General features: G+C 49.2%; 9 protein-coding genes. All 9 read left to right on the top strand.

All coding sequences use genetic code 11. From position 1 onward, the window contains the following. Positions 1-33: 33 nt before the first annotated feature. Positions 34-3,375, top strand: a complete 3,342-nt coding sequence (locus tag IEX60_RS09660) for a PVC-type heme-binding CxxCH protein (protein ID WP_188749977.1) — start codon at positions 34-36, stop codon at positions 3,373-3,375. A 23-nt stretch (positions 3,376-3,398) separates the two neighbouring features. Beyond that, positions 3,399-4,106 carry a ThuA domain-containing protein gene (locus tag IEX60_RS09665; RefSeq protein ID WP_188749979.1) on the top strand — a complete coding sequence of 236 codons (708 nt, stop codon included), beginning with the start codon at positions 3,399-3,401 and terminating at the stop codon, positions 4,104-4,106. Between the two features lie 36 nt (positions 4,107-4,142). Next, positions 4,143-5,252, top strand: coding sequence for a Gfo/Idh/MocA family protein (locus IEX60_RS09670; RefSeq protein ID WP_188749982.1), 1,110 nt, complete (start codon positions 4,143-4,145; stop codon positions 5,250-5,252). 18 nt (positions 5,253-5,270) lie between these two features. After that, entirely contained in the window at positions 5,271-6,149 is an 879-nt protein-coding gene (locus IEX60_RS09675; protein WP_188749984.1) for a sugar phosphate isomerase/epimerase family protein, read from the top strand. A 34-nt stretch (positions 6,150-6,183) separates the two neighbouring features. Continuing rightward, positions 6,184-7,392 (top strand): enolase C-terminal domain-like protein, encoded by a 1,209-nt coding sequence (locus IEX60_RS09680; RefSeq protein ID WP_229717499.1) that lies wholly within the window; start codon positions 6,184-6,186, stop codon positions 7,390-7,392. Positions 7,393-7,528: 136 nt separating this feature from the next. Continuing rightward, positions 7,529-10,666: a SusC/RagA family TonB-linked outer membrane protein gene (locus IEX60_RS09685; protein WP_188749985.1), complete on the top strand. Its 3,138-nt coding sequence runs from the start codon at positions 7,529-7,531 to the stop codon at positions 10,664-10,666. A gap of 33 nt (positions 10,667-10,699) precedes the next feature. Next, on the top strand, positions 10,700-12,544 hold the full coding sequence (locus IEX60_RS09690) for a RagB/SusD family nutrient uptake outer membrane protein (protein ID WP_188749987.1): 1,845 nt from the start codon (positions 10,700-10,702) through the stop codon (positions 12,542-12,544). A 17-nt stretch (positions 12,545-12,561) separates the two neighbouring features. Next, positions 12,562-13,236, top strand: a complete 675-nt coding sequence (locus IEX60_RS09695) for a DUF3823 domain-containing protein (protein ID WP_188749989.1) — start codon at positions 12,562-12,564, stop codon at positions 13,234-13,236. Between the two features lie 120 nt (positions 13,237-13,356). Further along, positions 13,357-14,742, top strand: coding sequence for a sulfatase-like hydrolase/transferase (locus IEX60_RS09700; RefSeq protein WP_188749991.1), 1,386 nt, complete (start codon positions 13,357-13,359; stop codon positions 14,740-14,742). Positions 14,743-14,776: the final 34 nt, after the last annotated feature.

Here is a 14,776-nt window from a genome sequence, read left to right on the forward strand (position 1 = left end):
TTGTTTTTGTAAACAATTGTAAAACTATATTTTATGAGCCGAATATTATCCTGCTTCTTTATTAGTATTGCCTGCATCCTGCTTGTCCGCTGTACCAGCGATTCGAATCCCCGAAGAGCTGAGGTATTGTTTTTGGCAGGTAACGATGCATCGATCGAGTCCGGGAAGTATGCCTCGTGGCTGGCTATTGAACTTTTTAAAAGCGGGATTAATCTCACATATACGGCTGATTGGAACGATCTGAATGAAGCTAATATAGACCGATATGATGGGATTGTGCTGTTTTCCCGTGTGGATTCGATTTCTTCCGATCAGGAAAACACGTTGGATGACTTCGTAAAAGGCGGGAAAGGACTGATCGCTATCGGTGTGAAACCACCTATAAGTGGAGACGCGATTGAGGGAGACGCAGGTAATGCGGCTGCGGATTCGGCAGATCGGATGACCAAGGGCAGGGGGCGCATCTTTCATACGCCTCATGGTAACGATGCAGCCACTTGGAAGCGGCTTGATTTTCTGCGGTTGGTCAGCAACGGTACCCAATGGGCTATCGGAGACAGGGTGATGGGGTTGGTTGCGCAACTGAAGATTCCCCAAGTAAGCATCTATGAAGATACCATTGCTGATTTTACCGCACGGCATTTTGTTCCGAAGATGCAGGACCCGTTGTCGCCTGAGGAGTCACAGAAATTGATGCAGATTCCGATAGGTTTCGAATTGCAATTGTTTGCTTCTGAACCCGATATCGTTAACCCGATGGCGATGAGTTGGGATGAAAAGGGTCGGTTGTGGATCATTGAAGCCATGGATTATCCCAACAATTTTGTGGAGTTGAAGGGAGAGGCCAACGACCGGGTTAAGATCTGTGAAGATACAGATGGCGACGGTGTGGCCGATAAGTTTACGGTATTTGCCGACGGTCTGAATATCGCGACAAGCCTGACATTTGCCAATGACGGTGTTATTGTTTCCATGGCACCGCACTTCATTTTCTTGAAGGATACGGATGGCGATGACGTTGCCGACCAGCGGGACACGCTGATGACCGGATGGAATAAGAATGACACGCACGCGGGGCCTTCCAATCTGCAATATGGTTTTGACAACAAGATTTGGGGAGTTACCGGGTACGCCGGTTTCAATGGCCTTATCAATGGGCAGCGGCTTGCCTTTGGTCAGGGTGTTTATCGTTTTAAGCCGGATGGGTCAGATTTTGAATACTTAGCAACGACCAGTAACAACACGTGGGGACTGGGGATGACCGAAGATAACAACGTGTTTATTTCTACTGCTAACAATACGCACAGTGCATTTTATTCGATGCCCGAGCAGTTGATGCTGCGTAGGCTGAAGGAAGATGACCGAAAGCTCAACGTCAGTGCCGTCCAGAAAATCGATGGGCATTATGAAGTACATGCGATGACACCCAACCTGCGTCAGGTAGACGTTGTGGGCGGCTTCACTTCTGCAGCGGGACACCAGCTATATACCGCGAGGGATTATCCGCAGCACTATTGGAATAAGGTCGCTTTTGTGACCGAACCGACGGTACGCTTAATCCACAACGCGGTCATCGAACCGGATGGTGCCGGTTTCAAAGAACATGACGGGTGGAACCTTGTCGCCAGTTCAGATGAATGGTACGGACCTGTTCACGCAGAAGTTGGCCCGGATGGCGCCGTCTGGATACTCGACTGGTATAATTTTATCATCCAGCACAACGTATTCGTCCCCGCCCAGGCTCCTTCTGACAAAGTATTGCCGTTTGTTGACCAACCGCATGGCCCAGGCAACGCGTTCGAGAGCGACTTGAGGGACAAAAAATATGGCCGCGTTTACCGGCTCGTATATAAAGATGCCAAACATAAAGCTGGCCATAAGCTTTCAAAAGACGATTCAAAAGGATTACTGAATGCACTGAAAAGCGACAACAAATTCTGGCGGATGCACGCCCAGCGGTTATTGGTCGAGCGGAAGCAAGATGACGTTGCAGGCGACCTGATCCGGATTGCATCCGACCAAAAGGTCGACGAGATCGGATTAAACAGCCCGGCTGTCCATGCGTTGTGGACCTTGCGGGGGCTTAACCTGATCGAAAAGCGCCAAGATGTGTTTGATGCCGTTGTCAAGGCTTTCAACCACCCGGCTGCCGGTGTGCGGAAGGCTGCCGTGCAAGTGCTGCCTTTAGACAGCCGATCTCTCGATGCCCTGTTACAGAGCGGGCTTCTGAAAGATAGCAATCTCAATACGCGCTTGGCGGTATTCGTGAAGCTTGCGGAATATCCTGCGTCGGATGCAGTTGCCAGTGCACTGGTTGAAGCTACCAACGACTCGGTCAATGAGAACGACCGGTGGTTGTCACAGGCTCTGTTCAGCGCGATCGCACGCCACGAAGATGCATTCTTCAAAGCAGCGGCTACCGCTTCGGCAAGCAACTTTACCAAGCGTATCCTCGAATCGCTGGTTAATGAACAATATGTATTGGGACGCCGTACCCGCTTTCCGTTTTCGCCAGACGTTTCCAATAAAGAGATTTATATCCAAACGGAAGTAAGCCGCCGCGATAATCAGCCCTACCGTGGCCTGATCGTCGGGCAGGGCGACAAGACTGCAGGATATGCACTCTTCGTGAAGAACAACAAGCTCTTTTTTGAAATTTACCAGCATGGCCAGACTGCTTCGGTATCTTCCCGTGGCAGCGTGCCGAACAATTTCTTGGCCGAAGCACACCTAAAAGCAGACGCAACGATCGAGTTGTCTGTGAACGGCGTTAGCCAGGGTACTGCGAAAGCCATGCACCTCTTCGCCGAGCCGTTGAAACTCAACCTGCGCTCGGGCGAGGATTTTGATGAAGCTTATGCCTTCACCGATTATGGTGGATCTTCTGAGTTCACGGGCAATGTCAACAACATCACCGTAAGACTGGCCAAGACAAACCTGCCCGCGGTTGGTACCCAGGAAAATGCCAGCTTGGATGATCCTGCCAATGCTACGCCATCAACGCGTATCGAACTGAAAGCAGTGAAAGACATCATGCAATACGACAAGAAAACGTTTACGGTCCAGGCAGGCAAACGCATCACATTGGTGTTCGAAAACCCGGATGGTATGCAGCACAATCTGTTGATTATCCAGCCCGGTACGCTGGATATCGTGGGCAAGGCGGCTGATGACATGTTGCGTTCGTCCGAAGCGTTTGACAAGCAGTATATCCCTTCGATTCCTGAAGTGCTGCACCATACGCCGCTGGTCAATCCCGGCGAAAGCTTTACGCTGGAATTTACCGCTCCGACGGAAGCCGGGGATTATCCTTACGTATGTACTTTCCCCGGTCATTGGCGGGGGATGAATGGTATTATGCACGTTGTAAAATAGAGCACTCACTAATTATATTGAAGATGAACAAGACGATGAAACTATTGGCAGGGTTTGCCCTGGTATTGATGAGCACGGGTGTGGTATTGGCCCAAAAGCCGCTCCGGATTTTGATGGTAGGCGGCGGGGGATCCCATGATTTCGGTCGGTGGTACGGCCAGGAAGACAAAAAGACCATCGAGTCGACCGGTAAATATAGCGTGACATATACCGAACAGACGGATTCCATACCAGCCTATCTGAAACAAGCTGACCTGCTGATTTTGACAAACAATCAACCGATCAGTGCAGCAGGGCAGGCAGCTATCACCAAGTTCGTCGAGAAAGGACATGGGCTGTTGCTCCTCCATGCCGCGGTATGGTATAACTGGGAAGACTGGCCCGCTTATAACCTAAACTATGTGGGGGGAGGCAGTAAAAGCCACGAAAAGCTTCAGGAAATAAAAAGCTTTGTCGTTAATTCCGGGCATCCGATTACACAAGGCGTTCCGGCTAAGTTTGAATTTGTGGATGAGTTGTACCGTCACGTACCCGATCCCGCTGCGAAAGGAATCGAGGTATTGGTCATTGGTCAATCCAAGGAAACCGACGCAGTTTATCCAGGCGTATTTACGGTGAAGCACCGGAAAGCAAAAATAGCCGGAATTACAACAGGCCACGATGAGCGCAGCCATCAACATGAAGCATATAAGACCTTGTTAATTAACGCGGTCAATTGGATTGCGGACTAAATAGAAAAAATATAATTAGCTAATAAGAATCAGAATATGTCAAAAATCACTGTCGTTATCGTAGGTATGGGTTTTGGGAAGGAATTCATTCCCATTTATCAGAAGCACCCGAATATTAAAGCCGTAGGAATCTGTACCCGGAATGAGGACACACTTAATGAATTAAAGGACAAGTTTAATTTGGATGATAACCTGATTTTCACTGATTTCGAAGAGGTAGTGAAGCGGGAAGACGTCGATGCCATTCACATTGTGACGCCCGTGCCGGAACACGCACGCATGACGCTGGCATCGCTGAATGCGAACAAGCATACCGCCTGTACCATTCCGATGGCGATGACGGTGGAAGATTGCAAAGCGATTGTAGCGGCCAAACGCAAGTCGGGCAAGGTATACATGATGATGGAGACCGCGCTGTACACCCGCGAGTTCCTCTATGGGTTAAAGCTGGCCGAAACAGGGCAATTGGGAAAAATCCAGTTTGTGCGCGGGTCGCACATCCAGGATATGAGTATGGAAGGTTGGGCGGACTACTGGAAAGGATACCCGCCAATGCTGAACGGTACACACGCCATATCTCCGTTGCTGCGTATCAATAACACGATTGCGGAATCGGTGGTTTGTCATGGCTCGGGCAGATTATCTGATGATCTGGCAAGCCGTTACAATGCCCCCTATGCGGTTGAGACCGCGACCTTCAAATTGAAAAATTCGGACGTGGTTGCTGAGGCAACGCGGTCGTTGTTTGACGTCGTCCGCCAGTATCGCGAGAGCTATGACGTATATGGCACGAAGATGTCGTTCGAGTGGGAACAGCTACAGGATGAAGAACACGTCATCTTCGACGGTGGGGAAAATGCGCGGCGGATTGATGTGCCGGATACCGATGAATTGTTGATTCCGGAGATCGCCGACTTTACCAAACGGGAAAAGATTGACGATCCCAACCACGTCTCCTTTCTTCAAGGGGCGGGACACGGTGGTTCACATCCCCACTTGGTACAGGAATTTGTTGCGGCCATTGTAGAAGGCAGGGATTCAGCCGTGGATGCTGCCCTTGCCGCAAACTATACCTGTGCAGGTATTTGTGCGCATGAGTCGGCCATGAAAGGTGGCGTGCGGGTAGAAATACCAAGTTTTGAATAGTGAACTGAGCTTGTAAAGATGGATATAGGAATAAGCACGTTTGTTTGGGTCTCACCGTTTTCTACGGCATCTTTTGATGTGCTGCGGAAAGCTAAGGACATCGGCTACGACGTCATTGAAATTGCCGTGGAAGACCGGGAATTGATCGATTGGGTGGCCTTGAAAAAGGCATGTCACAGTTTGGGTCTGAAAGTGACCGTAAGCGGTGCGTTCGGGATGGACCGCGATATTTCCAGTGATCAAGCCAGAGTCCGGGCGAACGGGCTTTCCTATATCATCGATTGCCTCGAAATAGCCAATGAACTGGAAAGCCCCATCTTCGGGGGGCCATTGTATTCCGCGGTAGGAAAGACCCGGCTGGTTCCCGAAGCGCAGAAACAGCAGGAGCGCCAATGGTGTCTGGAAAACCTTCACTTGGCGGCACGCCGGGCAGAAGCACTGGGGGTAACTTTAGCATTGGAGCCGCTAAATCGTTTTGAGACCGATATGATCAATACGGTCGACCAAGCGATTGCATTAGTAGACGAGGTTGCAAGTGATCGGTTGAAAATTCTGTTGGATACGTTCCATAACAATATTGAAGAAAAAAATATCCCAGCCAGTATACTCAAGTTGGGTGATCGGCTGGTCCACGTACAGGCCAATGAAAATGATCGCGGAACACCGGGGACAGGCCACCTCGATTGGCTGGGAATACGCGATGCCTTACAGACGATCGGCTACGGGGGAAGTCTGGTCATAGAAACATTCGGTGCGCCCTCCAAAGAACTGGCGAGGGCAGCTAGTATCTGGCGGCCATTGGCGGCCAGTGCAGATGAGCTGGCGGCAGAGGGCTTTGGATTTCTAAAAAAGACATTTTGCGGTGGGGAGGGCCGCTATTCAAATCAGATAGATTGATCCAATGGTAATACCTAATTAAAACAAACCAAAAATGATTAAAAGAAGAGAATTTATCCGTGCATTGAATGCGGGTATGGCCCTCGGGCTGGTGTCTAAATCGGCCGTTGCAGGATGGTTCCTGCCTCCTGCGGAGACCGCTTTGCAGGATGAGCTGGCCTACCATACCATCCGGTCTGTCGACTTCCGAGACATACGGATGCAGTATCCACGTTTTGTGGGGAAGAATGCGAGATTGGATGTACACGGGTTCGGACCGCGCATCGAAGTATGCACCCTCACCACTGATAAAGGCGCAACGGGATGGGCTTCCCTGCTGGGTGGTCGGGGCGCTGCGCAACGGCTTGTACCGGAGTTGGTGGGCAAAAAACTGTCAGAAGTATTTCAGGTCACAGCAGGTCTTACCGATGATCGGTTCCTTCCATTCGATATTGCACTGCACGATTTGGCAGGCATCGTTTTGAATAAGCCGGTATACGCGTTGCTGGGCCGTGATAAACCGTTTACCACGAAGTACTACACGGGTATGATTTATTTCGATGATCTCGAACCAGCTCATGCACCCGGTGGGATAGACAAGGTATTGAGGGAATGCCGCCAAGATTATGAATTCGGATATCGGCAGTTCAAGCTGAAGATTGGGCGTGGCCACCGCTGGATGTCACTGAAAGATGGGCTTGCCCGCGATATTGAAGTGACGAAGGCCGTAGCGCAAGCCTTTCCGGATTGCGATATCCTAGTGGATGGTAACAACGGATTCACGTTCCACGAGTTTACTCAGTACCTTACCGGGATAGGGGATACCCCACTGTTCTGGATCGAAGAACCTTTCCACGAAACGGTGGAAGATTACCGCAAACTCAGGAACTGGATGAAAGATGCCAACGTCAAGAGCCTACTTGCAGATGGGGAAGCGGATCCGGATCCGGTGTTGCTGGATGAGCTGATGCGTCAGCAACTGATGGATGTACATATTTCGGATATCGAGGGATTAGGCTTTACCAATTGGCGGAAACTCATGCCCGGTCTCATCCGATACAACGTGCAGGCATCGCCCCACGCCTGGGGCTCGTTGCTTAAATCTTATTATACCGCCCACTTGGCGGGAGGCCTTGGAAATACCGTAACAATCGAGGGTGTTACCAGTACCTCTGATGACGTGGATCTCAGCGGATATACGATCAAAGATGGAAACCTAATTCCCTCCGACGCACCAGGGTTTGGAATGAAATTATTGAGATAGTCAGACGCGAGCCTTCCATAGGTCCGCCGCCTATAATTGAGTGTCAATAAATCAATTTAGCAGATATTCGAATTTAGTCAATTGAATGAGGATTAGTTAATACAGTTATCAACAATTAAAACAAAACAACAGAATTATGAGTAAATCTTTACTTGTAACATTGCTATGGTGCGTGGGACTATCCATGGCAATGGCCCAGACCCGTTCTATCACCGGGACGGTAAGGGATGCGGAGGGCAAGACTCCGATCGGCAGCGCCACTGTCAAAGCGTTGGTCAGCCAGCGAACCACTTCCAGCTCGGTGGATGGCACGTTCTCCATAGAGGTGGCGGCTGGGGGCGACTCTCTGCTGGTTTCCTACCTCGGTTATAATCAAGCCGTGATCCGGGTAGGTAATGCCAGTACGGTGTCTGTGGACCTGACGACTTCTTCTGAATCGTTGCAAGAAGTCATCGTAACAGGATTCGGTATGGCGCAGAAGAAGGAAACGTTGACCGGTGCCATTGCTTCTATTGGAGCGGAGGATATCAGTCGGTCGCTGTCGTCTACAACTTCCGGTGCTTTAGTGGGAAAATTGGCAGGTGTAAACTTCCGGCAGACAGATGGCCGACCAGGGGCGTCAACCCAGCTGCGTATCCGGAACATGGGCGATCCCTTGTACGTCATCGATGGGGTACAAAAGGATGCTGGTCAGTTTAATAACTTGGATTTCAACGATATCGAATCGATTTCCGTACTAAAAGATGCTTCGGCAGCCATCTACGGTGTACGGGCGGCAAATGGTGTTGTGGTGGTTACGACCAAAAAGGGAAAGCGTAATACCAAAAATACGATTAGCCTGACATCCAACTACGGTTTCCAAAACTTGTCTACATTTCCGCAGCCAGCGGATGCGGTGACCTTTGTAAAGAGTTACATTCAGTCTGAAACCGTACAAGGAGTGGGCGACTATCGATATTCGCCTGAAGATCTTGCCAAATGGCAGCAGGGGACGGAGAAGGGCTATGTACCGTTTGATTGGTACGACTACATTTGGGAAACCTCGCCCCAGGTTTACTTGAATGCCAACGTATCGGGTGGTTCAGAGAAAATCAACTATTATTTCAGCGTAGGGCATCTCAATCAGCAGGATGTGATTGTAAACTACGGTGGTTTCAAGCGCACGAACGTGCAAATGAATATCAATGCTCAGATCTCTGAACGGTTTAAAGTAGGCGCCAGCTACAATGCCCGGTTAGAGGCGCGACGGAATCCGGGTGTACCGGGAGGCGACGACTTGTGGCTGCCACGTTTCGCAACATTCCGCAACTTGCCGACAGTGCGTCCATTTGCAAACGATAATCCGTTGTATCCCCAGTTGACTTCCACCGACCCGGGTACGAACTTCGCATGGTTGAATTACGATTTGGCCGGTGAACGGACGGAGGCTTGGCGGGTCAGCCAACTCAACTTTGATGCAGAATACGATATCATCGATGGACTGAAGGCTAAAGCATTGGTAGGTTACTATTTTGCCAACCAACGTATGGACAATCAAGAGTACACCTACAAATTGTACAAGTATAATGAAGCCGAGGATACCTATGAAGTGGATTTTGAAAACACCAATCCTTGGCGAGAGCGCACCATGGGTCACGTCGAAGAAATGACATCCAATATACAGTTGAATTACAATAAGGCATTTGGGGCACATAACCTCTCAGTAATCGGTGGTGTGGAGACCATCTTGAGGAAAGATCCATCTACATGGGTACACTCCATTCCTACGGCCAACGCATTACACCTGATTGACTATGAAACGATGGATACCTATGACGATCGGGGTGATAATCCACAAGCCCGGATCGGTTATATCGGGAAGATCAATTACGATTACAACGGCAAATACCTGTTGGAATTACTAGGTCGCTACGATGGGTCTTGGAAGTTCCCGCCGAATGACCGTTGGGGATTCTTCCCTGCGGCGTCTGCAGGTTGGCGCATTTCCCAAGAGTCGTTTTGGCAAGACAGCAAAATCGGAAATGTTGTCAACGATCTCAAAATTAGAGGATCATATGGTCTTGTTGGGGATGACAATACCGCCGGATATAACCCGTTCGACTATATGGCCGGCTATAACTACAAAAGATATAGAAATGCCAATGGCGATTGGGTGAACGTAGCTTCTTCAGTAATCGACGGAACCTATATCATCGGAACCCAACCCCGGGGACTTCCGGTGACGACACTGTCTTGGTTACGTGCTGAGATGGCTAATGTTGGTTTTGACGCTGCATTTCTTCGTAACCGATTGACTACTACGGTTGAATTCTTCCAGCGGAAACGTACGGGACTTCCAGCAGCACGGTATGATGTGTTGGTGCCTACGGAGGCTGGTTTTGCTTTGCCTAATGAAAACTTGAACTCCGACATGATTCGTGGTTACGAGGCTATGGTGCGTTGGAGCGATCAAACCAACGATTTTTCCTATTCCTTGGGTGGTAATGTCACATTCGCTCGTTTCTTCGATTGGGATCGCTACAAACCCCGTTTCAGCAACTCCTGGGACGAGTACCGGAACTCGCTTGTGCAACGTTATGGTTATTTGAACTGGGGCTTGCAGGCTGACGGGCAATTCCAAAGTTGGGAGGAAATTACCAATTGGCCAATCGATAATGACCGTCAGGGCAACCGTACCTTGCGTCCGGGCGACGTGAAATATAAAGATCTCAACGGCGATCGCGTAATCAATGATTTGGATCTTCGGCCGATTGGTTATCGCCAAGATGCTACACCTGCACTGAACTTTGGGCTGAATTTTGCCTTTGCTTACAAAGGATTTGATTTGGCGTTGGATTTTTCCGGTGGCGGTATGTATACCTTCTACAAGGAGTGGGAAATGCGTACCCCCTTTCAAAACGGCGGGAATATTCCGCAGTACTATGCGGATGACGCGTGGAAGCTTTCCGATATTTGGGATGCCAACAGTGACTTGATTCCGGGTAAATACCCCATGCTGTTGATTGGTAATGGTGACCACAGTAACTACTGGAATAGCGATTTTTGGAAGCAAAAAATCCGGTATATTAAACTGCGTAACCTGGACTTTGGTTATTCATTGCCTAAACGTATTCTGGAACCACTTTCCATTACAGGTGTCCGGGTGTATTTTTCGGGACAAAACCTCTTTACACTTACGAACCTGATTGGTATTGACCCCGAAATGCAGGATACAAACGGATTGGGTTATCCGACGATGCGGATCATGAATTTCGGTATAAACGTGAGATTTTAGTAGGTTGGATATCATTAAAAGAAAGAAAGTATTATGAAAAAGTCAAGCATATCAATATTCAAGGTGCTGATGCTGGCGGGCGGGATTACCTGCTTCAGCAGTTGTTCGGATTTCCTTGAGCGTCAGCCCGACACCATCATGACCGATGATCAAATTTTCGGTGACGAGGTAATGGTCCGCTCAGTATTGGCCAATTATTACGGCCGCGTGAGTTGGGGTCAACACATCAGCGACGACTATACATATACCATATTGGATGAGGCTGGAAAGTCCGACGGCGGTCCAGACAATATTCAAGGCTACTCAAATGAACTTTGGCGAGTCTACGATTATACGTTGATTCGTAACATTAATCAGTTCTTAAAAGGCCTGCGTGAGACTACGGCAATTGCGGAGGATGAAAAGCAGACATACGAAGGCGAAGCCAGATTTCTGCGTGCATGGACATATTTCAATATGGCGCGTGGAATGGGTGGTATGCCTATTGTTGGCGACGAAGTGTTTGAGTACGAAAGCGGTATGGATATAACAGTATTGCAATATCCACGTTCAACCGAGGCAGGAATATATGATTATATCATTGGCGAATGCGATGCCATTTCTACACTGTTATCTGACAAGAAGAATACGCATTCCGCTCGGGCTAATAAATGGGTAGCTTTAATGCTGAAAGCCCGTGCGGCAATTTATGCTGGTTCGTTGGCGAATTATAACAATAAGATGCCGAGCCCAATCAAAACTCCGGGTGGTGAAGTTGGTATTCCGGCTGATCGTGCACAAGGCTACTACGAACAAGCCTTAGCTGCAGCACAGGACGTCATCAACAATAGTCCGTACCAGCTGCAGTTGAATAAACCAGACGATCTGCAACGCAATTTCTACGAGGCTTTAAGTATTAAAGACAACAATACTGAGGTTATCTGGGCTCATGACCGTATTTATCCGGGTACAGGCCAACAGACGAGTTTTACTACGCGAAATATACCTGGCTCACATGCGGAGGATATCGACCGTGCCTACGCCGGCCCGATCTTGAATTTAGTGGAAGATTTTGAATACACCGACAATCGGAATGGCGCTATACATATCCGCGATAACCAAGGGAACTACATCTTCTACGATGACCCATTGGATGCTTTCGCGAATAAGGACGCGCGGTTAGGTGGTACAGTTATTCTACCGAATGCCCTGTTTAAGGGTACACCGGTGCCTTTGCAAGCGGGGCAGAAAATATGGAATAATGGTTCGTGGCAGACGGTAGTCGGCCAGTCGGACGAGCGGGATGCTGCCGGGCGGCTCATTACCTCGGCAAATGGACCGGTTCGTAACAACGACCCCTATGTCAATAAAACCGGATTCTTCTTCCGTAAGTTTCTGGATGAAGCCTCAGGGGCCTCGACCCGTGGACGTAACAGCGAGATGTGGTTTCCACGCTTCCGATTTGCCGAAGCGGTGTTGATTGCTGCCGAAGCAGCCATGGAACTGGGGCAGCAGCCGGTTGCGGTTGGTTATATCAACCAAATTCGTGAACGCGCGGGTATCCAACCGTTGACAAGCGTAACCTTGGATGATATTATCCAGGAACGTCGGGTAGAGTTTGCTTTTGAAAACCACCGGTATTGGGACTTGAAGCGTTTCCGTAGGGCACATATTGTATGGAATGGTGTGGTCAATAGCCCGACTGCCCAACAATATGCGTTGTTCCCTTATTTGGTGGTAGCACCCGGCACGGCGAATGATGGTAAGTATGTGTTCGATCGACAGGTATTTAGTAACTCGTTGCATCCGCGGTTTTTCGAGTTGCGGAATTACTATAACTTCATCGATTTGGGTTGGCAGAATGCGAATCCTAAGATTGTATTGAATCCGTTTCAATAACCTTTATGATTATAACAATGAGAAAATATGTGAATATGTTGTTGCTTCCCGCTATAGTGGCGGTAAGCAGCTGCGGACTGGATAACTATGATGAGCCGGAATCCAAATTGCTTGGACGGGTCGTCTATAACGGCGAACCGGTTGGTGTACGCGGTACGGGTGAGGCGGTACAGCTTCAGCTGTACCAAGATGGCTATGAATTGCACAGTCCCATTCCAGTGTATGTGGGGCAGGATGGCACTTTCGAGGCCAAATTATTCGACGGAGAATATAAGTTGGTAACCCGGGATAACAATGGTCCATGGGTAAATGATCGGGATACGACGGTTATTAACGTGAAAGGTACAGCTAATGTGGATATCGAGGTCACGCCGTTCTATACCCTGTCAAACGTACAGCTTGCGTTGAATGGGAGCAGTGTCAACGCATCGTTCCAGATTAATGAAGTGGCCGGCGGTCGGGACATTGATTATGTACTGATCTTGGCTGGAAAGACATCTTTCGTTGATGATGTGTCGTATACCGAACGGCTCGAAATCAAGGGTTTAACTCCTGGATCGACAATTACCGAAGTGTTGGATTTGGCTAATAATGCCGATTTCAAAGCAGGAAAACCGGTATTTGCCCGCATTGCATTGCGTTCTGTGGGCAAGGACCAGGCAATCTATTCGCAGGTCGTAAGATTGCGATAGGCTTATTCATTTTTTGATTTTTTAACCGCTATTATCCGAGAAGGGTAGTAGCGGTTATTTGACTATAATGAGATGAATAAATCTGATAATTTCATCGCTGTTGAAAAACAATTTATAAAGATGAAAACTATTGGCAAAAGTATACTTTTAGTTGGGTTGCTGCTTGGGAGTTCCGCTTCCTGGGGTCAGGAACAACCCAACATCCTGGTGATTCTGACCGATGACATGGGGTTCAGCGATATCGGTGCATTTGGCGGTGATTTTGTGCCGACTCCGCAGTTGGACAGCTTTGCCGCGGAAGGTACCCGGTTTACCCAGTACTACAGCGCCGCCCCGATTTGCAGTCCCTCACGGGCAAGTATCTTGACCGGTATGTTTCCGGCGGAGTGGAATTTTACCACCTTCCTCAACAACAGGCGGAGCAATGAGTTGGCCGAACAGGCCAACTACCTCAACGTACATGCGCCGTCCATCGCCAAGGTGCTGAAAAGTGCCGGCTATGCGACAGCACATTTTGGGAAATGGCATATGGGGGGTGGAAGGGATATCAAAAATGCACCGACGTTTGAAAAATATGGATTTGATGAACATGCCAGCACATACGAGAGTCCTGAGCCAGACCCGGTGCTGACCGCTACCGATTGGATATGGTCGGATGAAGATTCTATAAAGCGTTGGGACAGAACGGCATATTTCGTGGATAAGACGCTCGATTTCCTACGGAGGCATCGCGATAAACCCTGTTTCGTAAACCTTTGGCCGGATGATATGCATACGCCATGGGTTCCTGAGGAAAACCAACGGCAGCAGGGAAAGTTTCCGATGAATCCGGAAGAAGAGGAAGCTTTCAAACTCGTCCTCGCTGAATTTGACAGGCAATTGGGACGCTTGTTTGATGGATTGGAGGAGTTAGGTATCGCTGAAAACACCTTAGTGATTTTTACCAGCGATAACGGTCCATTACCCAGCTTCCGGGGCAGCCGGGCAGGAGGATTGCGGGGTAGCAAATTTTCTCTTTATGAAGGAGGAATACGCATGCCGTTTATCGTCCGCTGGCCCGGTCAGGTGCAGGCGGGTGCCATAGATAGCGTTTCGGTACTCAATTCGACCGATCTCTTTCCTACCTTGTCAAATATTGCAGCAGCGACGCTCCCCGCCAATTACCAGGGGGATGGGGAAGACCGTACGTCTGTATGGCTGGGCACTGCTGCGTCCCGGACTAAGGATATGTATTGGGAGTACGGTCGCAATGATTACGCTTTTAACTACCCGAAAGGAAATGATCGCAGTCCCAATCTGGCCATTCGGTCAGGGAAATGGAAATTATTGATCGATTACCGCAGGGACAATCCCGAGTTGTATGACCTGGAACAGGATCGGTACGAGACGACGAATCTTGCCGGTACACATCCGGATACGGTTAAGTTGCTGCAGAATAAATTGATTACTTGGCGGACTTACCTGCCTGAGTTGACTACTGGAAGGGCAAATCCGCCCATAAACTGAGCCGTTGACGGGGTAGCAGGTATAACACTTTTGT

This window comes from Parapedobacter defluvii (assembly GCF_014642075.1).
In the GTDB taxonomy this organism is placed as follows: domain Bacteria; phylum Bacteroidota; class Bacteroidia; order Sphingobacteriales; family Sphingobacteriaceae; genus Parapedobacter; species Parapedobacter defluvii.